Raw genomic sequence first — 23,066 nt, forward strand, 5'->3', positions numbered from 1 at the left:
TCGCACAGTCTCCACTATATATAGAATGTGATTTCTGGTATATCACTCAGATTTATAGTGATATGAAACTCTAGCAACAGATGTACAATCACATCATAGGTATAAATCATTCTGTTAAATTATAATTCGTAGCTATACTGTTCACTTTTAAATGTATAAAAATATATAAAAGTTCTACGCTATTGTTGATTGAAGTGGAAGGCTACTCGACTCCCGTGGGAAAGCGAGTAGCCTGGAACGGAAATCACCCTCTTTAAAGTGACTAAACGTTCTATTCGACCATTTTTTTTACAAAAGAAAGGCCAATAAACCTTGAGGTTATTGGCCTTTTTCTTTGGTTAGTTATTGGCGATATGGAAGAATCTCTGATACTGTCACGAATTCATAGCCCTGCCCTTGTAAATAGGCAAGTACGGCATCAAGACCGTCAGCGGTTGATTGATGAATATCGTGCATTAAGACGATCGCATTATTGTGTAAATTATTTTTGATATTAGGTAGTAACTGTTGTGCATCGCGATGCTTCCAGTCCAATGTATCAATTGTCCATAAGACAACAGGAACAGGGATTTGAGCGTTAATAGCATCATTTGTTGCTCCGTATGGTGGTCTAAATACAGTTGGCTTTTGATTAATGGCTTTCTCTATCTCCGCAACTGTAGATGTGCATTGGTTTACTGCCGACTCTAGTGACAGTTTTGTTAGTACAGGATGGTTCCATGAATGATTACCTATTTCGTGCCCACGTGCAAGTACGTCTCTCGCAATATCAGGGTAATATTGTACACGACTGCCAAGCATAAAGAAGGTAGCCTTTGCATGATATTTATCAAGGGTATCTAAAATTTGTTCTGTAACTTTTGGATGTGGACCATCATCAAAAGTTAAGGCAATACGTTTTGCATTAGGGTCACCTGTATTAATTGGTTTCGCCGGTTTTTCCATGGCAATCTGGAAATCAGGGGCTAACAACGGATTAATAAGTGAAAGGGGAAGCTTCACAATTGGCGCACCTGCTGCTCCGCTAGCAATCTCATACTCATCAAAATAGAATTGTAATGAATCATCAACGATGGCAAAGCGATTGAAGTTAGACCACTTCGGTTCAGTTACCTTTAAGAGCTCATCCTGGATAAGCTCATCTTTTAACTGGGGGTTTCGTTGTAAGTCATTACGTACATGAGTTGCTAATGTCGATAAGTTGTTTTCATCGTTGTGTAATAATGCTTGAATAGAAATTAATTCACCAGTTTCATTATTGATGAAGAATGTTTTCGTTGAAACCTCGTGATTGGCTCCGCCTGTGTACAGCATTGTTGTTAGAACAAAGGAATAGTAATGCTTTTGATATGGGAAAGTTTCCAGACTAATATTAAGCTCGCCCTTAGCCTTTTTATCTTTATTTTTTTTCATAGATGCCAGATAGTTTTCTTTTGAATCCTTTATGTACTGTAATACAGCGTCGTTAAAAGCTTCATTATCTGTTTCTGGGTAGTGAATAGCAAAAGGTGTTCGCTTATCATCAGAAACATCTGTTACAATACGTATACCTGGAAACGCAGAACTTTCTGTAGATAGATTACTCTTTATTGAATCTGAAGTTGTCTCTTTTGAGGCACTAATTTTTTGAAACTTAAAATCATCCTTTGATAGGATAATGACTAAAATAATAGTAGATAATGTAATGATGAGGCCGATTAATAGAAAATCAATTCTTTGGCCGCGTCTTCTTCTTCTGCGTTCCGGCATTTTGATGGATACGCTCCTTTCCTTATTTATTTTTCTATAAAATCAGACGTGTTAGTCATTGAAAAAGTTATACGAATCTACGAAGTTTTGCAATCAATTAATAGGGAACCGATCTTCATGAATAAATAACTCAGCAACTTACACATTTCAGCATATGAAAGCCAAAGTGTTTTTGTTAAAAGTTAAAAATTTTCAGTTGAGTTTTTATTTGCAGTTCGATACTATGGGCAAGGAACCTTAACTTATTTCAGTGGGTGCAAAAACACCCACTGAAATAAGTTAAAGCCTCCGGCGGATGTCACGGAATCGGAAAGGAGTTCTTTGTGCCAGCACAAAGCCGATTCCAGACGCAATTATGCCGAGGCATAATTGATAGGAGGGCAGATAGCTGTAATGGTTTTACATGAAGCAGATAATGAATTTACGTTGGACTGTTTATTGCTTGCAGGGCGCATTATGATTGAAAGTGGTGCAGAAACATACCGTGTCGAGGATACGATGCTACGCATGGCACATTCTCAAAATATGCTGGATGCGCAATGTTATGCCACACCAACAGGAATCATTTTTTCGTTAGGCAAGACACAGCCAACGAGAATTGTATCAATTTCCAACAGAATTACAGATTTACAAAAAATAGCCTTGGTAAATTCAGTATCTCGGAGACTCACATCTCACATGATAACATTAGAAGAAGCTTATGACGAGCTAAAGTCGATACAAAAAACAAATTATTTTTTACCAACATATATACAAGTCTTAGCAGCGGCTCTTGCGAGTGGTTTTTTCCTTATAATGTTTAAGGGAGGATGGTCTGATTTTCCTGTAGCGTTTTTAGCCGGAGGGGTAGGCTTCCTAGTACTTGTAATGATCAATTATTTAACAAAAGTAAAATTTTTCTCAGAATTTACTGCTTCATTAGCAATAGGATATATAGCTGTCTTTGCCGTGAAATGTGGCTATGGTGTTGAATTAGACAAAATTATCATTAGCTCCGTTATGCCGCTCGTACCAGGTTTATTAATTACAAATGCAGTTCGGGATTTAATGGCAGGTCATTTTATATCGGGGATGGCAAAGGGAGTAGAAGCTTTTTTAACAGCTTTTGCCATTGGTGCAGCTATTGCTGTCACTTTATCGTTTTAGGAGGCAGACGACATGGACTATATCATACAATTGATTGTTAGTTTTTTTGCGACTGCTGGTATCGCAATTATATTTAATGTACCAAGAAAAGTATTACTTTATTGCGTTTTTGTTGGGGTCATAGGCTGGATGATATATTTCGTCCTAACAGAACATGGCATGGATATTGTGAATGCCTCGTTCTATAGCTCATTTGTCATTGCCATTGTTGCGCATTTGTATGCTCGACGCTTTAAAATGCCGATGATTATTTTTATTGTTGGTGGTATTATCCCGTTAGTTCCGGGAGGTATGGCTTACAATGCAATGAGAAATGTTGTAGAGGATGATTATTTACAGGGGCTACAGTATGGGTTAAAGGCATTTTTAATTACAGGTGCAATCGTTATGGGGCTTGTGTTCGCGGAAGTATTTATGCAGCTTATTTTTCGTTCTGTTCGTACTAGTAAAGCGACATTCCGAAAAGTCTATAAGAAGTAAGGCTCTACAGCAAATGTGGGGGAGAGCTTGGCGGATTGAAGACCAGAGCGATGGATAGAAGCTAGAGCGGCGGATAAACTCAACCAAAGTAACGGATAGAAAAGCCGAAGCGAAAGTTAAAATAAATAGGGAGAAGGAGGTTACGTTCTTAATCGTAACCTCCTTCTTTAATTTAACTATTTAACGAGTAATGCTTCAACTTCTTCTGACGTAATTGGTTTACTAATATGGTAACCCTGAATAGCGTCGCAACCATAAGTGATTAAAAGGTCTGCTTGTTCAGCAGTTTCAACACCTTCTGCTACGACTCTAAGTTCCATAGATTTACCAAGTTGTACCATACCGTTAATCAGCTTTTGTGTTTTTTCGGATTTCAATAAAGCACTAGTAAATGCTTTATCGATTTTTAATGTATCTATTGGTAGAATTTGCATATATCTAAATGAGCCATATCCGGTACCGAAATCATCTAGTACAAAGGAGATGCCTTCATTTTCAAGCTTACGCATTTGTTGTGTAATAAAAGTAGCAGCTTCTGCTTCTAAGGCAAATTTCTCTGTAATTTCTATTTGAATAAGGCTTGCAGGACAGCCTGTTTTCGCTAACATTTCAAGTATTGACTGTGCCATGTTTTTATCACGAAATTCGCGTACAGAAGAGTTAATGGATACTTTTAAATCAAGCCCGGCTTTTTTCCAGATTAGTGCCTGTTCACAAGCTTTTTCTAACATAAAGGAACCGATATTATTAATGAGACCCGTTTCCTCAGCAATTGGAATAAGCTCATCTGGTGAGACAACGCCTACTACTTCATCTTCCCAACGAACTAATGCTTCTACAGCTGTGATTTTACCTGAATAAACGTCAATTTGTGGCTGATAAAGGACTTTTAGATTTTTTTGGTCAAGTGCCTGAAGTAAACGTTTTTCAATTAAAGCTTTACGATTTAATGCCTTGTGTGTTGCTTTTGATAGTGAGACGATTTTACCGCCACCTGCTTGACGAACAGTTGTAATAGTAGCAATGGATGCTTTCATTAGTTGGGAGAATGTAGCTTGATCCTCAGGATAACGTGTAATTCCTCCACTAATAGAAATAGGGACAGCAACATTACTGTTATAAATTGGATGGTGTTGTAAATAAGACAGGAAGCCCTGAATAAACCATTCACTTAAAGGTGTAATTACGACAAAATCATTTTCGTTAATGCGTGCCATTGTGCTATCTTGGAAATACATTTTTATACGGTTTGTAAACTCTACAATAAGGCCTTGATCGATATGATGATCATGTAACTCTTTTAACGTATAAAATTTATCTATACTTAAATAGACAAAAGAGAAGTTTCTTTCTTCTTCAATCATGCTGGAAATCACTTTTTCGAGACGATGTGCATTCATGAGGCCTGTTTCTGTATCAATATAAGCGATTTTTTCAAGCTGATGTTGTATTGTCTTTGATTTCGTAATGTCTTTTTCAATTAAAATAAATTGTTGCTCGTTTGCTTCAAGATTAAATGTCGGGATAGCTGTTAATAGTACCCAATAAGACTGGCCCGATTTTGTGATTTTTTCAACTTCACCTTGCCACGTGTTGCCATTGTTCAAATTACGCCAGATAGTATTTGTGATCTTTTCGCTCACTTCATTGTTAGGGAATAGCTGCCAAAACGTTTTACCAATAACGCGCTTAGGTGTCCATTGACTCGTTTTTAAAAATTCAGCATTACATTCTAAAATAAATCCATCATGATCAAGTGTTATTGTCATAAATGTCGAGTCTAAGCCTTGTTTTAAGTCTACGAGAGTACTGCTATTTGAGACAGAATTAATCATTAATTCTGGTAACATAAACATTATAAGGATAAAACGCTCTCCTTGTTCAGTAAATGGTTTAGTTAGCAGCTCTGTCGTAATTTTTTCATTGGTATACGAGTTCATTTGAATTGGATCTATATACATGCTGTCATCATTTTGTAAAATTGTTTGAAACGTCTCTGGTGAAAGCTGGCGTAGTATATTTTCATGTATGAATGAAGCAGTAAGTTCTTTTGTATCAGTAGCTGAAAAACCAAATAGCTGTTCAGCAAGTTTTCCCAAAATTATAACTTGTCCATCTTGATTTATGACAATTGAAGGAAAAGGAAGTGAATTTAAATAATTTTCATCAATCGTAAATGATTTGTGGATATGACTCATGATTATTCGATCTCCTTGAGTAATCTATATATACTAATATTATAGTTAATTATCGGGAATTAGTCATTACGAATATAATTGTAAATATTTGATAATGAAAAAAATAGGACTTTTCTAGTGAAACTTAAGAAAAAATTGGAGAAAAATAACATTCCTTAGTACGTATATAGGATGCGGGAGTTGTATGGAACGGTTAAAAGGAATAATATTTATCGTCTTTGGTTCAATGAAATTGATCACCAACTGGAAAAGATATGCAATTTTTAGCGAAAACTATGGAGTAGACAGCCCCTTATTTTCGGAATAATAGGGATGTTGGATGTACAGTTTGTTCCCGTGGCAGCGATCAACGAAAGTAATGCTGTACTGTTTACCTTACTACAGTTTTTATCACCGATATTTATTGTTGCTTATGTCTCTCTTAGTTTAAAAAATGACCCCAAAAATATCAAGTGATAGGGATTATTGTTACGCTTATAGGTCTTTTTCTCCTACTAACGAACGCTTTGTTTGAGGTTTTGTTAGTTAGTAACAAAGCCTTATTATGGGGAGTAGCTGTTGATCACGTTGTATCCTGCACGTCTGAAGGTAGAATGGAGTGTACTTCTTGTTGTTGGCTGGAGAATGCATATAGGTGGTGTAACGCTTAATATTCTTTGGAACTGTGGCTTGTAAGTAGCATGAAATATATTACAACAGTTGAGACTAGTATTCTTTCTAGTATTGAACCATTAACAGCTGTGGTTATTTAAGTGATCATATTTGGTACATCATTAGGTTATTGGCAATTAGTTGGGGTGTTCGTTATGCTTGTTTGTGTAACGTGGCTTTCGATAGCAGGAGAAAAGCATAAAAATACTATCTTTACAGGAGATTGTTACTATGTTCGGGTTATAGGGAATCTCTTTTTAGGACAAGGGGGAAGAATATGAAAGAGGTTTTTTCCTATGTAAAGCCTTATAAATGGACTGCATTTATTGCGTTATGTTTAATGTTGTTGGAATTATTTGTTGAGCTTGCTCAACCACTTATAATGGCTAAAATCATAGATGATGGGGTGCGAGCCCAAAACGAAGGGATGATTTTGCAATGGGGTGCTGTTTTACTGGCTTTATCCTTTGTAGCTTTTTTAGCTGGTATCGTTAATTCATATTTTTCATCACATACAGCACAAAGCTTTTCCTATGATTTACGAAATGCACTGTTTGAAAAAATACAATCCTTTACATTGGCTACTTATCAAAAATTTTCAACGGCGTCACTTATTACAAGGTTAACAAATGATGTGACACAAGTGCAGACGGTGTTGTTTATGAGTCTACGAATTATGCTCCGGGCACCACTTGCGGTTGTTGGCAGCATTGTGATGGCTTTTGTTGTAAATGCAAAGCTGGCATTGTGTTTAGTTATTGGCGCACCCATTATTTTTGTTTTTCTTATTTTCATGGTGGCCAAAGGTGTGTCTTATTTTGGGCTCGTACAAAAAAGAATAGATCGTTTAAATCGTGTACTACAAGAAAATTTGCAGGCGATTCGATTGGTGAAGGCTTATTTACGCGGTGCTTATGAAGCGTCGCGTTTTGACGAGGTTGCTTCACGCTTAAAAATAGATACAGTAAAGGCTCTTCGTACAATGGAGTATATTATGCCAGTATTGTTATTCGTCATGAATATGAGTTTACTTGCAGTACTATGGTTTGGGACGAAGCAAATAGCTGCAGGTACGACTCCACTTGGAGATATTGTTGCTATTGTTAATTATGCAATGCGTATGACAGGCTCGTTTTCGATGTTTGCCTTTATTATTATTTTTTATGCGCGTGCAAAAGCATCAGCAGAGCGTATGGCAGAAGTACTTTCTATTGAAAATGAGATTGAACTACCGTCATCTTCAGAGAAAACACCTAAGGGCATGAGTTTTGGAGAATTAGCTTTTGATCATGTTAGCTTTACTTATCCTGGGGGAGATTCACCGGTACTATCCGATGTAAGCTTCCAAGTGAAATCTGGTGAAAAGTTAGCCATTATGGGGGCAACAGGTGCAGGGAAATCAACATTGCTACAGCTTATTCCTCGCTTCTACGATGTCACAGAAGGCAAAATAGTAGTAGAGAGAAAAGATGCGCAGAAGTGGGATTTACAAGAACTACGTGAAATCATTGGTTATGTCCCTCAGCAATCGTTGTTGTTTACAGGAAGCATTGCCGATAATGTTCGTTGGGGGGATGCAGAGGCTGAAATGGATGCCGTGCTACAGGCTACAATGCAAGCGCAAATCCATGCTTCTGTGGAGGATTTCCCAAATGGTTACGAGACAAGAGTTGGACAGAAGGGTGTCAATCTTTCAGGTGGTCAAAAACAAAGATTATCTATTGCAAGAGCGTTATTAAGAAAAGGTCATATATTGATGCTCGATGATAGTACAAGTGCGCTTGATGTTAAAACGGAACAAGCGTTATGGGAAGCATTAAGTGAAGAACAAGCAACAATGCTAGTGGTCACTCAAAAAATTCGTACAGCTAAGGGGGCAGATCGAATTTTACTCATTGATGCAGGAAAAGTGGTCGCATACGGGACACATGAAGAGCTATTGCGAACTTCAGCGCTCTATAAAAAAATCGCAATCTCCCAACAGGAGGTAGAGGAATAATGGGATTTTTCCAAAAACCTTTTGGCTATGAACCGATTTTGACGCAAGATGATGTGAAGCAGGCTGTTAAGAAAAAGAAGGGACCTCGTGCGACAGATTGGAAAAGTACACTGTTACGTTTATGGAAAATTGTTGATGAACAACGTGCACTATTAATTATTGTGCTGTTACTAGTCATGGTGAGCTCAATATTGGCTCTACTTGGGCCATATCTAATCGGTAAAATGATTGACACGTATGTAATGCATGGAGAGCTTGCAGGACTAGGCAAAGGAATTAGGCTGTTAATCGGCATTTACGCTCTATTAGCAGTATCATTATTTTTACAAAACTATTGGATGATTGGTATTGCTCAGCAAACAATTTATAGATTACGAACGAGTGTATTGGCCCATTTCCAAAGACTCCCGATTGCCTTTTTCGATCGCCGTCAGCATGGAGAATTAATGAGTCGGATGACGAATGATATTGAAGCAGTTAGCTCAACTTTAAACAGTTCCTTTATCCAAGTGTTTTCCAGTGTATTAACGCTTACAGGAACAGTGATTATTATGTTAAGTTTAAGCCCTTTGCTAACGATATTAACGATGGCGATTATACCAATAATGTTTTGGGCAATGCGTTGGATTACACGGAGAACAGCACCATTATTTAAAGAGCAACAAGTGGCCTTAGGAGCGCTTAATGGCATGATTGAAGAAACAATCTCAGGTCAGCGGATTGTGAAGGCTTTTTCACAAGAGGAACGAATGAAAGAGGAGTTTCGTGAAAAAAGTTTACGATTAAAAAGAACTGGCTTTTGGGCACAAACATACTCTGGGTATATTCCAAAGGTCATGAACTTTTTAAATAATATGAGCTTCACAATTGTGGCTGGTATTGGAGGCGTACTTGCTTTTTATGGACATGTGTCAATCGGAGTAATTGTTATTTTTACAGAGTATGCAAGGCAATTTACACGACCATTAAACGATCTAGCCAACCAATTTAACACAGTACTGTCAGCGATTGCTGGTGCGGAACGTGTATTTGCGTTACTGGATGAACAGCCTGAAGAGGAAGCTGCTTTCGCGCAGAAGCATAAACTATTAGGACAGGTGTGTTTTCAACACGTGTACTTTAAATATGAGCAAGAAGCGGAAGCTTACACTTTAAAGGACGTCAATTTTAACGTAGAGCCTGGACAGACAGTAGCTCTTGTTGGGGCAACGGGAGCAGGGAAAACAACGATCTTACAGCTTATTGCAAGGTTTTACGAGGTAGCGAAGGGTGAGGTTTTATTTGATGGTGTGAACGTTCAGCAAATAGCACGACAAGCTTTGCGTTCGCAAATGGCCTTTGTATTACAGGATCCGTTTTTATTTGAGGCGTCTGTACGTGAAAATATTCGTTATGGGCGATTAGATGCTAGTGATGAGGAGATAGAAGAGGCGGCTAAGCGTGCGAATGCACATGACTTTATCATGAAGCTAAAGAATGGCTATGATACAGTACTTGCGGCAGATGGTCGTGAAATTTCGCAAGGTCAAAAGCAGTTATTGTCAATTGCACGTGCCTTGATTGCAGACCCGAAAATTTTGTTGTTGGACGAGGCGACAAGTAGCATTGATACTGTGACGGAGCTTGCGATTCAAGAGGCTCTAGACACGTTAATGCAGGGAAGAACAAGTTTTGTTATTGCTCACCGCTTAAATACAGTGCACAATGCCGATATTGTGCTTGTTATGCACAAGGGTGAGTTAGTCGAAGCGGGGCCACAACAAAAGTTAATTGAATCAGGTGGCATTTATGCACAGATGTTACAATCTTCATCTTATCATCTTGATGAGTAATTGTAGCAATGTGTGAAAAATAAAGAGCAGGGTGAGGAGTAGTGTGTCGAACGTTACTACTCACTCTTTTTATCTGATGAAAATGATTTTTGTATGTTTTTATTAAGCGTCCTTTTGGATGGAATGTGTAGTCAAGTACATATTTGGGTGAAGAGCCTAATAATAAAATGTGATTTAATGGTATAAATAGTGGGGTTGGTTATAAAATAAATGAATCTATTGACGATAAATAAGGTGTAAATCTAATTATATGTATCTATAGCTTCTAGTTAGTTTTAGTCATTTTAGAAATGGACAGTAGTAAAAATCCATTATTTATTAAAGTGAAATCGCTGATTATGAGAAGTTACAATTATATTTTGTTGCCAGCTTATTTTCTTTCTTGCTACAATAGGGCAATAGTTTGATACAAGAACGGAGTAAACAATGGATATTTCAGTAATTACAGTGTCTTTCCCGTTAGATGGGGAAACCTTAAATGAATTAAAAACATTATGTGAAGAAGCAACTTTAAACGATTATCGTGTATATGAAACGATTATGAATATACCAATGGCAAGCTCCTTTGATTCGAAAGGTTTTATGGTTCTTGCGTATGACGATGACAAGGATGTGTTAGTCGGTGCGGCTAGTGCAATTGATTTAATGGGGTTACATACGTATGAATGGTCGTTAGTAGTTACACCATTACATCGTCAAAAAGGAATTGGAACCGCTTTAGTCGGGGGGCTACAAGCGGGACTAGACGAACGAGGTGCAGAAGGTCAATTGGCAGTAGTCATTGATGGATCACCTTTCGGCCATGCATTTATTGAAAAAAGAGGCTATACATATAGCTTCTCAGAGGCAACGCTAGAAACGAGAGCGGAACGAGTTGAATTACGTAGCGATATTGAGATTTCTCCATATGCTGGGGAGCATGCAGCGTTAATGACTATTTATAGTGAGGCATTTGGGGATTTACCAGAAGAATCCGAGGAGCTAATTGCCTTTAACACGTCAACGAATGGACGAAAGCTTTGGGTAGCACGTAAAGACGATATGGTAGTCGGTACAGTAACGACCGTTGAAGAAAATGAAATTCAATGGGTAACGGCACTTGCTGTTCTTCCAACTTGTGAAGGGCAAGGTATTGGTACAGCTTTACTGACATTTTCAAAGGATTTTGCAAGTGAAAATGGAGCGAAATATGTCATGCTTGATGTAGAAATTGAAAATAGAAAAGCACTTTCTGTTTATGAGAAGGCGGGCTTTATGAAAGCTCAACAAATAGATTATTTCGTGAAAAACTAAAAACAGGGTGAGGAGTGATGTAATGGATGGTGCATCGCTGCTCACTCTTTTTATTTGGCTCTCTACAATTTGTTTAGGAATCCGGTGTGGCGGTGTGAACATTTGAGAGCGAGTAAAAAATGTCAGTTGAATAGAGACTTTTCAAGCACAATTCAAAATCCGGCCACAAAAACAAAAACCATCAGTACCTGTCGCTACGCTTTCGGTACAGAAAACATTAGTACCTGTCGCTACGCTTTCGGTACAGAAAACATTGCTGAAAGAAGTTAATATTGAACATAAGTTTGTCACTATCTTCATATAGTATTGCGAAGCCTATGAAAGGAGTCGTTATCATGCGAATGCCGGCATTGCCTAAAAAAAAGTCTCCTCGAAAGGAAGCACCTCGTTCATGGTGGAAGGTTGTTAAAGCGTATTTATTCAGAGGGAAGTTTTACCGTCTACCACCTCGGAATTGATAAATGAGCATTCAATAAAATAAAAAAGTCGCCGTGATAGCGACTTTTTTATTTTCATTCAGCAGAAGACTCCCGCCTCAGAAAGTGTTGAGATGTATGCGTGTGTGGTTTCTTTTCAGTAACACCTGCTGAAATAGGGGAACTCAGTCTAAGAACGCCACGTCCCGCAATTCAAAATCCGGACGCATTGTTAATCTGCGCGAAAGCGAAGCGTCAGCTACCATTGTTTTCTGTAGCGAAAGCAAAGCGTCAGCTACAATTACGCCGAGGCGAAACTGATTATTATATCTGTTCATTTTCTAATAGAAAAGTATTTTTTGATGGGCCAATTAAATAAAGCTCATGCATTGCTCGAGTGAGTGCCACGTAAAGTAGCTTTCGATCAATCTTCGTATCATAGAAAGGGATATCGAAGGCAGCTACGATGACTGCATCAAACTCAAGGCCTTTAGCTAAATGACTTGGAACAACGAGCAATAATTCCTGATTGATGGACTCAGTTTCAGTTAGGAGCTGAGCGGCAATCTTATTGTTTTTTAATGCTTGCTGCATGGATCTTGCCTCTGCAGTAGTTTTGCAAATTAAAGCAATGGAATGATGTCCATTGGCTCGAATGTTCTCAAAAATTTGCTTAATTTGCTGGGCATCAAATGATTGTGCCTGTATATAGGTAGGTACATGGCCATGACGAACCACGGGCTCAACCAAGGGAAGCTGTTCGTCCATTTGTGCTAAAATCTTGTTCGCTACCTCCATAATTTCAATTGTTGTTCGATAGCTTTTTTGAAGTGTTCTGAAGCTTGCTCGGGGAAATAGATTTTGAACGGGTTCCCAGGCAGTAAGAGATCGATAACTGTGAATGCCTTGTGCTAAATCACCAACCATAGTAAACATATCCGTTTCAAGCCCTGTTTTTAAAGCGGCAAGCTGAAATAAACTATAGTCCTGTACTTCATCGATAAAGACAACTCGCATTTTCCATTCATCTGGAATTCCTTTTATACGAGCTTGTAAATAATAAAGTGCAGCTAAATCTTCAAGCACCCATTGTTCTTTAGCATGCATTTGTAAAAATTGCTGTTGCTCAAGATAATGCCATTCTGGTGCAAGCTCTGCTAAAAGCTCAGCATTTGTTAGAAGGGTACGATAGAGAGTTTTAATGTTATGTTTAGCAAAGCGACGCATATAAACAGATACTGTTGATTTTGCCTCTTTCTCAATAGCAGGAATACGTTCATCACGTTCATCGATAAACTTAGTGACAACGCGACGACGTTTGTCATCATCACGAATACCATTCAGTGCTTTACCAAGTGCTTCGTCATATTTTTTATGGAGCATATTTAAAATAGCCTGTTTCTTTTGACGAACATGGCTTGCTAGCACCTTTTTAATATGAGCTAGTCGTTTTTCAATCGGCATATAAGAAAATTCATATAAAAATAGCTTCTTTAAATGGGAGGCGCGCATAATGCAATATTTTTCAATGGAAACATCCTCGAATTGGTTGGCAATTTCCTGCTCTATTTTTTGAACATATCGTTCGATTACATCCCGATAATAAAGAGAGCCCTTTATTTCGGATATCCAAGAGATGGTCTGTTGGGCTTCTCCTGCAACAAGAGATTCTAATTGTTCATTAGGGTTTTGAAGTTTCAGTTTTAGTTTAGTTGCAGCTAGAACATAATCGGTAAAGGTTGTTTGACAAATTTTATCGACACCAAGCTCTGGTAAAACGTCACCAATATAATCGATAAATAACTTATTTGGTGCTAAAATCATGAGCTGCTCAGGGTTAAAGTGTTCGCCCATTGTGTAGAGGAAGTAAGATATTCGGTGTAAGGCAATTGTTGTTTTTCCACTACCAGCAGCCCCTTGTACGATGATAGGCTGACGAAGATGAGCTCGAATAATTTCATTTTGCTCTTTTTGGATGGTGGAGACGATTTCTGTTAAACGCACATCTGCTTTTCCAGCTAACGCTTCTTGCAGTAATTCATCGTTTGTTGTTAAATCAATATCCTGTATATCAAGCAATTTACCATCTTCTATTTTATATTGACGCTTTGCAAATAGGTGTCCCTTATGGATCTCTCCACGCACATCATATTCCATATCCCCAAGGCGACCATCATAATAGACGTTTGCTACCGGTGAACGCCAATCGACTATAATAGGCTCATGGGTTTCTCGATGAAACAAAGAGGTTTTACCGATATAAAGAAATTCTTCAGGATCTCCAGTTTTTTGAAAATGAATTCGGGCAAAGTATGGCTTTTTTTGAACAGCCTCTAAGCCTTCCTTTTGGTTTCGAGCCATTTCAAAGAAACGAGCATTTGCTAAGATATTTAAATAGCTCAAACTTGAATCTAAATAATCAAGATCTGCCATCGACTTACGGATATTTTCCTGAGCAGATCGCAAATCTTTTTGCGATTCATTTAAAATTTGCTGCATGTAATTTTTGGTGTAAACTAGCCGTTCCACTTCAGCCTGAAAATCTGGATGTTGTACAGTCATATTTTAGCACCTCCTAAGTACTTACAATTTCAAGTAGATTCTCATACTACTATATAAAATATTTACCATCAAGTGAAATTGTAATAGGATTATTTAGGAAGAAGGAAAACCGAAATTCAAGGCCCGCCCGCTAATCTGATGAGAGGTGGGCGAAATAGGAGGTTATTAGAATTGGATATTTTTGCCCATAGAGGCGTTTCTGCACATTACCCTGAAAATACTATCGCTGCGTTTGTAGCTGCATCCAAGCTTCCGATTGTTGGGATTGAATTAGATGTTCATTTAACAGCGGATAGGGAGTTGGTCGTGATTCATGATGAAACGATTGATCGCACATCTAACGGTTCTGGCTACGTAAAGGATTATACGCTACAAGAACTTCGCGCATTTGATTTTGGTTCATGGTTTTCTCCTGAATTTGAGGGTGAAAGCATTCCAACGCTAGGTGATATATTAGAGCTGTTTGCAGGTACAAATCATCGTATTAATATTGAACTTAAAACAGATATATTTCCGTATAACGGTATAGAAGCTCTTGTCATTAAGGAAGTTGCTGCATACCAAATGACAGAGAGAGTGATTCTTTCCTCCTTCAATCATGAATCCATTCAGATCGTCTCACAAAGGGCACCGTATATCGAAAAAGCGGCGCTATTTGCAGAAATTTTAGTTGATTTTTATGGCTACACAGCTCAAATTCCGGCAAATGCTATACATGTCAGCTTAGCAACAGCGTTTCGGAAATCAATTAAAGAAGCTCTTAATGAAGGAGCCGTTGTACGTGTGTATACAGTAAATGATGTTGAGTATGCAAAGCAACTGCAGCAGCTTGGTGTACAGGCAATATTTACAGATGACCCGGAGAAGATAGTATCTGCATTAGCAGATTGATTGGATGGAATGGCCGGGGGGATAGACGCAGTGATGGAACGGTCAAAGTGGCGGATGAAAGAGCTAAGGTGACGGCTAGAAGTAGGGGCGACGGATAGAATCACCAAAGTGATGGGTAGGAAGGCGAGAGCGACGGATAGAGTGGCCAAAGCGACGGATAGAGTGGCCAGAGTGACGGAAAGAAAGGCGAGAGCGACGGAAAGAAAGGCGAGAGCGACGGAAAGAAAGGCCAAGGTGACGGATAGAAGTCAAAGCGACGGATAGAAGAGCCGAAGCGACGGAAAGAAAGGCGAGAGCGACGGAAAGAAAGGCCAAGGTGATGGATAGAAGTCAAAGCGACGGAAAGAAAGGCGAGAGCGACGGAAAGAAAGGCCAAGGTGACGGATAGAAGTCAGAGCGACGGATAGAAGAGCCGAAGTGACGGAAAGAAAGGCCAAGGTGACCGATAGAAGTCAAAGCGACGGATAGAATCGCCGAAGCGACGGAAAGAAAGGTCAAAGCGACGGATAGAATCGCCTTAAGTGACGGAAAGAAAGGTCAAAGCGACGGAAAGAAAGGCGAGAGCGACGGAAAGAAAGGCCAAGGTGACGGATAGAAGTCAGAGCGACGGATAGAAGAGCCGAAGTGACGGAAAGAAAGGCGAGATCGACGGAAAGAAAGGCCAAGGTGACCGATAGAAGTCAAAGCGACGGATAGAATCGCCGAAGCGACGGAAAGAAAGGCCAGAACGACGGATAGAACCGTCAAAAACGTGGATAGAACCGTCAAAATCGTGGATAGCCCCGACAGAGCGAGGGGAAAGAACCGCTAAAGCGACGAATAGACGCGAGTCATGGGCTTTTTCGGATTTAACGCGCTGAGGATGTGCGAATGTCAGTGCGTTAAACCCTAGTATGAGAAGGATATAGCAATTAATTTATTTTGTTCTTACCATTTCACACGATTTTCTTCTATACTGCCTAGCATTTGCTTGATTACAAGTGTTTCACCGTTGTCTAGTAATACGGAGCCGTCGTAATAGCCAAACATTTGATGTACTTCAGATTTTACAAGTCCGGCCTTTGTGACGGATATGCGCTCGAAAAACGGGGAGAATGTTAATGAAACTTGGTTAGAGAATTTCGTCTTAATTTTCCACCGTTGCATTAAATCCTCTTGATTATAATTGAACAGTACATCTTCATGTATTTTTGTCATTTGACCTTCAACGAAAACAGCATTTTCGGTCATTCCAGTCCCGTCAGTCCACTTACCGCCTAAATTGAGCCCAATTCGTCTACCTCGAACTCGCTGTGAGGCCATACCCCAATTCCATGTTGACTCACGCGGCCAAACACCACGACTATATTCTAGTACAGAGAAGTTTTCTTCAGGTGAAAATGTAAAGCGACGAGTGCCAATTGTTACAACTCCAGAAGTAGGAAGTATATGATGCTTACCTGTAAATTGAAATGTTTTACGGTTCCAAGGAATGACTACATTCAATGACTCATCTGTTGGTGGATGCTGAATGACAAGCTTCGCACGTAAAACATCTCCATCGAAGTCCGGAATTGAAACGGATAGATGTGTTTCATTTTGTATATAAGTCATCTCAATCATCATGTCACTATTTTTGTATGATACGGAATCTAGCACCTGTGTAGGCATTTTTAAATTTCCGCCTAATGGAATTGTAATCGTTTTTTCAAAATAGCGCTGTGTTTCATATTCAAGGAAATAAACGAAGCAGACCGCCGCGTAGTCTAGATGACTAATAGTAGCAGAGAATATGATCTCGTCACCGTAGACACACCAATAATTCCATTTCTTTTTGCGCAGAATATGGCCACTTAAATTGCTGTTTATGAGGGGTTTACGTGCAAATCCGATGGCAGCTGGATTTAAATTACCTTTTTTATCGCATAAAAGAGTAGGCTGTATAATTTCTTTCTCAGCATGCTGCTTCACTTTCAACATCCCTTCCAGTCATAAAATAAAAATGTATATTTCTTTTAACCTTATTGTAGCAAAAACTACCTTAAAATTGAAAAGATACCACCGATAAAGACCACTTTATATAGGTTTTCGAATATGGACCTAGCTAATAGAAACACCTCTTTGTACATATGATGAATATAAGGAGGGGAAGTGTGGCAAAAATGTATAACAGACAGGCCGCTGTACAATATGCGAATTTGTGGTGGAACAGGCGTAATCCAGCATTTCCGAATTTTACTGTCGATTGTACGAACTATATTTCTCAATGCTTACTTGCTGGAGGAGCACCAATGCGAGGTGCTCCAAATAGAGAGAGAGGTTGGTGGGTTCAACATAGCAATTGGAGCTTTAGCTGGTCTGTTGCACATTCCCTTAGATGGTATTTGGAGGGCTCTAAAAATGGCTTGAAGGGAAGGCGTGTGCAATCTGCTGAGGAATTAGATCTTGGAGATGTCATTTTTTATGATTTCCAAGGTGATGGAAGGATTGACCATTCTGTAATTGTGACGAGTATTCAAAATGGTATTCCATACGTTAACGCACATACTTCAGATAGTATTAATCGGCCATATTTTTATGAAGATTCAACGGCCTATACGCCAAGCATGACTTATTATTATATTCATATAGATGATAGTTTTGCTTAGGAAGGTAGCAGTATTAAAGCTCATCATTTTGTGATAATGTAAAAGATAGAAAATATAGCTGTAATGTTATAGAAGGAGATACGAGTATATGAGCGAACAATTTTTGTCTGTTAGGGATGCGATTATTGAGCGTCGTTCTATTAAAAAGTTTAATGGGCAGCCAGTAAATCGTGAAGATTTACTGGCAATTATTGAAGATGCGGTATGGGCACCGAATCATGGTAATCGAGAGCCTTGGCGTTTAGTCGTTGCATGTGGAAAGGAGTTATCTGCCCTTCATCATGTATTGCGTGATTTAGCTATACCGAAATGGCAGGAGCTTTCAAGTGAAGATTTAGCGAAGCAAATGATGACATTCACATTACCGGGTGGTTATGCTTTTGTGATTGTTCCTGAGGATGTACGACAAAAAGAGCGTTTAGAAGATTACGCGGCGGCAAGTATTTTTATTCAAAACATTCAATTGCTTGCATGGGATAGAGGGATCGGTTCATGCTGGAAAACTCCTGCTTTCCTAGATAACCCAAAATTCCGTGAAGCTTTAAAAGTCCAGCCAGGTGAGCGTATTATCGCAATGCTACAAGTTGGCTATTTTGATGAAATACCAAAAGGGAAAGAACGTAAAAAATCAGCAGATATCGTTACGATTTTTGGAGAATAACATAGTAAAATCCCCTCGTAAAAAAATGCGAGGGGATTTGTTGATTTTATTTTTGTAATTCAGCTACCTCGAATAAATAATCGCTTAAAACGCGTAATCCTTTATCGAAGTTTTCTAAATGGAAGTGTTCATTTGGGGCATGGAAGTTTTCACTAGATAAACCGAAGCCCATTAGCACTACTGGTAATTCTAAAATTTCATCAAAAGCAGCCACGATAGGGATTGATCCTCCTCCACGTGTGTAAGCAGTTGGCACATTATATACTTTTTCGTACGAGCGACCAGCTGCTTGGATAAGTGGATGATCAAATGGTGTTAAGAATGGACGACCTTTATCGAATTCAGAGATTGTCACTTCAACGCCAGTTGGTTTATGTTTTTCAATATGTGCTTTTAAAAGTGCTACAATTTCATCGGGTTCTTGATTTGGCACAAGACGGCAAGTAATTTTTGCGCCAGCCTCAGCAGGAAGCACTGTTTTAATGCCTTCGCCAGAGAAGCCACCAAACACACCATTGATCTCTAATGTTGGGCGTGCCCAAGTACGTTCTAAATAGGAATAGCCAGCTTCACCGAATAATTCCTTCACGCCAACTTCTTCTTTCACTGATTCTTCATCGAAGCCAAGCGCACGGTAAGCTTCACGTTCTTCTTCAGTTAACGGTAAAACTTTGTCGTAGAAGCCTTCCACTTGAATTGTGCCATGCTCATCACGGAAAGATGCTAAAATGTCAGCCAATGCATGAATAGCGTTTTGTACACCGCCACCGTAAAGACCTGAGTGAAGATCACCTTTTGCACCGCGAACATCAATTTGAATCCCTGTTAAGCCTCGTAACCCATAGCATACAGCAGGCTTACCAGGACCGTATAGACCTGTATCAGAAATCAAAATTAAGTCTGCAGCTAATTTCTGTTTATGTTCTTCAACATAGGCAGGAAGGTTTGGACTGCCAATCTCTTCTTCACCTTCATAGATGAATTTCACGTTCACTGGTAATGTGCCAGTTGTCGCAAATAATGCTTCAATCATTTTTAAGTGCATAAACACTTGTCCTTTATCATCACTAGCACCACGAGCAAACAATTTGTTATCACGAATTGTAGGGTTAAATGGCTCGCTATCCCATAAATTTAATGGATCAACAGGCTGTACATCATAATGACCGTAAAACAGAATAGTTGGTTTGTCCTCTGCATGTAACCAATCCGCATAAACAACAGGGTGACCTGCAGTTTGAGTAATGGAGATGTTTTCTAGATTGAGTTTCTTAAAGGCATTGGCAAGCCACTCGGCAGCGTTTTGTATATCTCCTTTATGCTCAGATAAAGAACTAATACTTGGAATACGTAAAAATTCGTTTAATTCATTTAAGTGTGTCTCGCGATGTTCTGTGAAATACGCATCTAATTGCTGTAAATTTGTCATCTAGCATCCCTCGTTTCAAATATTTCGATAATAGAAATAGTATAGCATAATGTGGTTGGGGAATCCTTTAATAGCAGTGATTTCAGTCACATTCGTTATTGATTAGCCCCAGTTTTAGCCCCACTAGCCTGTAAAGTTTGGCTAAATAACGAAACAGATTCTGCTTCTAATTCCTTTAGAACATGACCGTATACATCCATAATCATTTTAGGTGTATTGCCTAATCTCTCAGCAATAACTTTCACATTGAGCCCGCGATTTAACAAGATGGTGCAATGTGTATGCCTTAAACCATGTATCGTTGTTTTTGGCAATCCAGTCCGATCTAAAATTTTTTTGAATGCATAAATAGGACTTGTCGGAGCAATCGGATCCGCAGCATGTTCAAATATGAAGACAAATGAATCATCTTTTGATAAGTCCTCTTGTAATTTACGGCCATTTTTAAATAACGCTATTTTACACCACTTTAAATAAGTTTCGAGTTGCTTCATAATCGCTTCATCCACTAAAATAGTTCTATAGCTATTGGTTGTTTTGGGTGTGTGGATGCCAATAACATCCCTAGTACGTTCAATAGTAATAGTGTTGTTTTGAAAGTCGATATTCTTCCACTGCAATCCTAATGCTTCGCCGCGGCGGATACCTGTATAAGCGATCGTTAGGAAAAAAGTGTAGTGGGTAATATTTTCATGCTGTTTAGCATTCTCTAAAAAAGTGACCAACTCAGTAGGAGTAAGGAAGTTAGCAGCTTCCTTTTTCTTTTGGCTCTCTGTCGGAATTGTTACTTTCGTGAAGCGGTTACGATTGAGTATTTCTTCTTCAACTGCAGCATTAACAGCAATTTTAAAAATGGTATGCCATGCCCGTATTGTACTAGCCTGGTATTCACCAACAAGTGCATTGATAAACATTCTTTGATATGTTTGCTTGTCTAATTTTTGTAGTTTGTAATGGCCGAGTAGAGGCTTTAAATGAACACGTACAATGATTTCTCGTTGAACCTGTGTCCCTTTTTTCCATTTACCTTTATTCGTTTCATACCAAGTGTCTAGCCATTCACCAACAGTCATTTGGTCATTTTCTACATACCTTTTTTCACCACGCAGCGTTGCAGCCTTCACTTCCAACAGGGCTTTCAACGCTGCCTTTTCTGTTTTAAATCCACTTTTCTTCTTTTCTCTTCGCTTCCCAACAGCATCATAATACTTATGCCGAAACATCCATAACTTTTCTTTATTCGCATTAAAATAGTGATATATTTCAGGTTCTTTTGCTGATTTATATAACTTCACCTTGTCCATTCCTTTCATGCTTGGCGAGCGTGTGTACAGGAATAGGTGAGTGATTTTATTGATTGTTTTTACAAATAATATTAAAACTTTTTAAACACATCAGAAAGTAATTCAATACTAAAATTGTTTTTTATACCTTTTTCAAGAAATTGTTTTTGATTAATGTCGAATGCAGTGTTGCCCAATTCTTGCAATACTTTTTCTTTCAGTTCACTTTCTAAGACATCAGTAAATTTTTTATAAATGTCTTGGCGGAATGAACTATTTATTCTGTTATAAGTCTCGTAAATAAAACTATTTTTCTCTGTATCGTTTTCGAATTCGATTTTAATTTGAATAGGTGTATCAGGTTCTTCTAATGCAAATTTTTTAGACATAACCAGCGAACATTTTAAATCGATACTTTGTTTTTGAGGCGATTTATCTACATCTAAAATTACCTCAATATCTATACTACTGACACTAATATAAGAGTAGATAAATTCAGTTTCTAAATAGTAATTAAAGCTATTTAGAAAAACAGAAAAATCTATATCAATAGGTTCGTATTCATAAAATTCACAAGGAGTAACACCGAGGTATTTACATAAGGTATTTATAGTTTCCATGCGTATCATTTCACTATCATTTTGAGCGATCGAAGTAATTGTGTTTCTTGATATTCCAGTATCTTTCGCTACCCGCGTTATTTTTAATCCCCTTTCCCCCATTAAAGCAGCTAAACGGTTTCTTATCATTTATATAACCACCTTTCTTAATGAAAATATATCAATGATTAAGCAAAATGACAAGTTAACTTATCTATTCGACAATCAAACTTGTATATTTATAATTCGTATGGTAGAATTCGTTAAAAGCATAATGACAAGTAAAGTTATCATTTTGATTACATGTTGTTTCGTGTGTTGTTAAAATGTTTAGTTTAGTTGTCATTTTATTTTCGAGAGATCAAAGGAGGGGTATGGATGAAAAATAATTTGCGTTTGTTAATGGCTCAGAAACACATAAATATTACACAACTTTCAGGGGCAACAGGAATATCACGAAATACAATTGCTAGCATTTATCATGAAAAAACTACTCGTATGGATATAAAAACAATTACTTTACTTTGTAATTATTTTAAATGTACTCCAAATGATTTAATTGTAATTCCAAAGGAGGTTGTTTAATTGTTACCAGCACAAATTGAAGTGAACATCGATAAAACGGCAGTTCGTCAGTACATCGAAAAGCGACTTGATGAGGAAATTAGAGGGACTCTGTGGCTGATAGATTTGGACAAAATGGCTGAGCTAACTTGTATGTCGAAGCGGTGGTTAGAGGATGTAATTACTTGTGATGTGCGTATGCGAGCTATTGAGATTAAGAAGAACCGCAAGCGCTGGTGGCCGTATAGACAAGCTTTTGAAGTAATAAGTGAAATCACGAATTCTTGGTGACAAAACAAATAAAAAAGTCTTGGCGGACGTGTGTACAGGAATAGTTAAAGAAGAATGGAGGTCAAAGGGAATGTATGAAAATCTAACAAACGACGAATTACGTGTCTATCGTATTTTAGAGGGATTAAGAGATTCAGAGAGTTTAACAGGTTTACAAATTATGGAGCGATTATTGATTAAAGATCGCCGCTATTTTCACCAGCTTATTTACAATTTGAGAACAAAGGGCTTACCTGTTGTGAGCATAAAGAATGGTGGTCATTCGGGTTATTGGTTAGCACAAAACAAGGCTGAACTTGCAGCTTACTTACACGACAAGGAGCAATATATAGCCACTCATAGAAAAATCATCGAAGCAATGAGAGGCGCAGCAGAAACGATTTTTTAGTAAGTGT

21 protein-coding genes are annotated in these 23,066 nt (G+C 38.4%); 11 read left to right on the plus strand and 10 right to left on the minus strand.

Translation table 11 applies throughout. The features are described from left to right. Positions 1 to 342: 342 nt before the first annotated feature. Entirely contained in the window at positions 343 to 1,749 is a 1,407-nt protein-coding gene (locus AB9L17_RS02105; RefSeq protein WP_223554514.1) for a polysaccharide deacetylase family protein, read from the minus strand. A 393-nt stretch (positions 1,750 to 2,142) separates the two neighbouring features. On the opposite strand from AB9L17_RS02105, the gene AB9L17_RS02110 reads away from it, so the two are divergent. Both AB9L17_RS02110 and AB9L17_RS02115 read left to right on the plus strand, forming a co-directional pair. Then, the gene (locus AB9L17_RS02110; RefSeq protein WP_068985133.1) at positions 2,143 to 2,895 is read left to right on the plus strand and encodes a threonine/serine exporter family protein; all 753 of its coding nucleotides are present in this window, start codon (positions 2,143 to 2,145) and stop codon (positions 2,893 to 2,895) included. Positions 2,896 to 2,907: 12 nt separating this feature from the next. Continuing rightward, the gene (locus tag AB9L17_RS02115; protein ID WP_068985134.1) at positions 2,908 to 3,375 is read left to right on the plus strand and encodes a threonine/serine exporter family protein; all 468 of its coding nucleotides are present in this window, start codon (positions 2,908 to 2,910) and stop codon (positions 3,373 to 3,375) included. Positions 3,376 to 3,551: 176 nt separating this feature from the next. On the opposite strand, the gene AB9L17_RS02120 is transcribed toward AB9L17_RS02115, so the two are convergent. Further along, on the minus strand, positions 3,552 to 5,573 hold the full coding sequence (locus tag AB9L17_RS02120; protein ID WP_068985135.1) for a bifunctional diguanylate cyclase/phosphodiesterase: 2,022 nt from the start codon (positions 5,571 to 5,573) through the stop codon (positions 3,552 to 3,554). A 928-nt stretch (positions 5,574 to 6,501) separates the two neighbouring features. Between AB9L17_RS02120 and AB9L17_RS02125 the strand changes: the two genes are divergently transcribed. The 3 genes from AB9L17_RS02125 to AB9L17_RS02135 all read left to right on the plus strand — a co-directional run bounded on the left by AB9L17_RS02125 (position 6,502) and on the right by AB9L17_RS02135 (position 11,348). Further along, entirely contained in the window at positions 6,502 to 8,223 is a 1,722-nt protein-coding gene (locus AB9L17_RS02125; protein WP_068985136.1) for an ABC transporter ATP-binding protein, read from the plus strand. Continuing rightward, positions 8,223 to 10,055, plus strand: a complete 1,833-nt coding sequence (locus AB9L17_RS02130; RefSeq protein ID WP_375199976.1) for an ABC transporter ATP-binding protein — start codon at positions 8,223 to 8,225, stop codon at positions 10,053 to 10,055. The genes AB9L17_RS02125 and AB9L17_RS02130 overlap by 1 nt, the downstream gene beginning before the upstream one ends. Before the next feature lie 426 nt (positions 10,056 to 10,481). After that, entirely contained in the window at positions 10,482 to 11,348 is an 867-nt protein-coding gene (locus tag AB9L17_RS02135) for a GNAT family N-acetyltransferase (protein WP_068985138.1), read from the plus strand. A gap of 740 nt (positions 11,349 to 12,088) precedes the next feature. Here the strand turns inward: AB9L17_RS02135 and helD are convergent. After that, positions 12,089 to 14,326, minus strand: a complete 2,238-nt coding sequence (gene helD, locus AB9L17_RS02140) for an RNA polymerase recycling motor HelD (protein ID WP_068985139.1) — start codon at positions 14,324 to 14,326, stop codon at positions 12,089 to 12,091. A gap of 171 nt (positions 14,327 to 14,497) precedes the next feature. Here helD and AB9L17_RS02145 point away from each other — a divergent pair, with 171 nt between their 5' ends. Beyond that, the gene (locus tag AB9L17_RS02145) at positions 14,498 to 15,217 is read left to right on the plus strand and encodes a glycerophosphodiester phosphodiesterase (RefSeq protein WP_223554507.1); all 720 of its coding nucleotides are present in this window, start codon (positions 14,498 to 14,500) and stop codon (positions 15,215 to 15,217) included. A gap of 75 nt (positions 15,218 to 15,292) precedes the next feature. On the opposite strand, the gene AB9L17_RS02150 is transcribed toward AB9L17_RS02145, so the two are convergent. The 4 genes from AB9L17_RS02150 to AB9L17_RS02165 form a co-directional block, all read right to left on the minus strand. Beyond that, the gene (locus AB9L17_RS02150) at positions 15,293 to 15,532 is read right to left on the minus strand and encodes a hypothetical protein (protein WP_375199977.1); all 240 of its coding nucleotides are present in this window, start codon (positions 15,530 to 15,532) and stop codon (positions 15,293 to 15,295) included. A gap of 15 nt (positions 15,533 to 15,547) precedes the next feature. After that, positions 15,548 to 15,715: a hypothetical protein gene (locus tag AB9L17_RS02155; protein WP_375199978.1), complete on the minus strand. Its 168-nt coding sequence runs from the start codon at positions 15,713 to 15,715 to the stop codon at positions 15,548 to 15,550. A gap of 39 nt (positions 15,716 to 15,754) precedes the next feature. After that, the gene (locus AB9L17_RS02160; protein WP_375199979.1) at positions 15,755 to 15,985 is read right to left on the minus strand and encodes a hypothetical protein; all 231 of its coding nucleotides are present in this window, start codon (positions 15,983 to 15,985) and stop codon (positions 15,755 to 15,757) included. A 159-nt stretch (positions 15,986 to 16,144) separates the two neighbouring features. Beyond that, a complete protein-coding gene (locus AB9L17_RS02165; RefSeq protein WP_223554502.1) occupies positions 16,145 to 17,167 on the minus strand; it encodes a DUF2804 domain-containing protein in 1,023 nt (340 codons plus the stop codon). A 182-nt stretch (positions 17,168 to 17,349) separates the two neighbouring features. Here AB9L17_RS02165 and AB9L17_RS02170 point away from each other — a divergent pair, with 182 nt between their 5' ends. Both AB9L17_RS02170 and AB9L17_RS02175 read left to right on the plus strand, forming a co-directional pair. Beyond that, a complete protein-coding gene (locus AB9L17_RS02170) occupies positions 17,350 to 17,844 on the plus strand; it encodes an amidase domain-containing protein (protein WP_068985142.1) in 495 nt (164 codons plus the stop codon). Between the two features lie 88 nt (positions 17,845 to 17,932). Then, complete coding sequence (locus tag AB9L17_RS02175; protein WP_068985143.1) at positions 17,933 to 18,505, plus strand: nitroreductase family protein; 573 nt, start codon at positions 17,933 to 17,935, stop codon at positions 18,503 to 18,505. A 46-nt stretch (positions 18,506 to 18,551) separates the two neighbouring features. On the opposite strand, the gene AB9L17_RS02180 is transcribed toward AB9L17_RS02175, so the two are convergent. From AB9L17_RS02180 to AB9L17_RS02190, 3 genes are all read right to left on the minus strand, one after another. Continuing rightward, positions 18,552 to 19,934: a dipeptidase gene (locus AB9L17_RS02180; RefSeq protein WP_068985144.1), complete on the minus strand. Its 1,383-nt coding sequence runs from the start codon at positions 19,932 to 19,934 to the stop codon at positions 18,552 to 18,554. A 95-nt stretch (positions 19,935 to 20,029) separates the two neighbouring features. Beyond that, complete coding sequence (locus AB9L17_RS02185; protein ID WP_375200747.1) at positions 20,030 to 21,268, minus strand: tyrosine-type recombinase/integrase; 1,239 nt, start codon at positions 21,266 to 21,268, stop codon at positions 20,030 to 20,032. Positions 21,269 to 21,309: 41 nt separating this feature from the next. Then, positions 21,310 to 21,966 (minus strand): helix-turn-helix domain-containing protein, encoded by a 657-nt coding sequence (locus tag AB9L17_RS02190; RefSeq protein WP_375199980.1) that lies wholly within the window; start codon positions 21,964 to 21,966, stop codon positions 21,310 to 21,312. Positions 21,967 to 22,194: 228 nt separating this feature from the next. Between AB9L17_RS02190 and AB9L17_RS02195 the strand changes: the two genes are divergently transcribed. From AB9L17_RS02195 to AB9L17_RS02205, 3 genes are all read left to right on the plus strand, one after another. After that, positions 22,195 to 22,401, plus strand: coding sequence for a helix-turn-helix domain-containing protein (locus AB9L17_RS02195; RefSeq protein WP_375199981.1), 207 nt, complete (start codon positions 22,195 to 22,197; stop codon positions 22,399 to 22,401). After that, the gene (locus tag AB9L17_RS02200; protein ID WP_375199982.1) at positions 22,402 to 22,671 is read left to right on the plus strand and encodes a hypothetical protein; all 270 of its coding nucleotides are present in this window, start codon (positions 22,402 to 22,404) and stop codon (positions 22,669 to 22,671) included. Between the two features lie 70 nt (positions 22,672 to 22,741). Further along, entirely contained in the window at positions 22,742 to 23,059 is a 318-nt protein-coding gene (locus AB9L17_RS02205; RefSeq protein WP_375199983.1) for a hypothetical protein, read from the plus strand. Positions 23,060 to 23,066: the final 7 nt, after the last annotated feature.

It is taken from the genome of Lysinibacillus sp. RS11, from assembly GCF_042019215.1.
Lineage (GTDB): Bacteria > Bacillota > Bacilli > Bacillales_A > Planococcaceae > Lysinibacillus > Lysinibacillus xylanilyticus_A.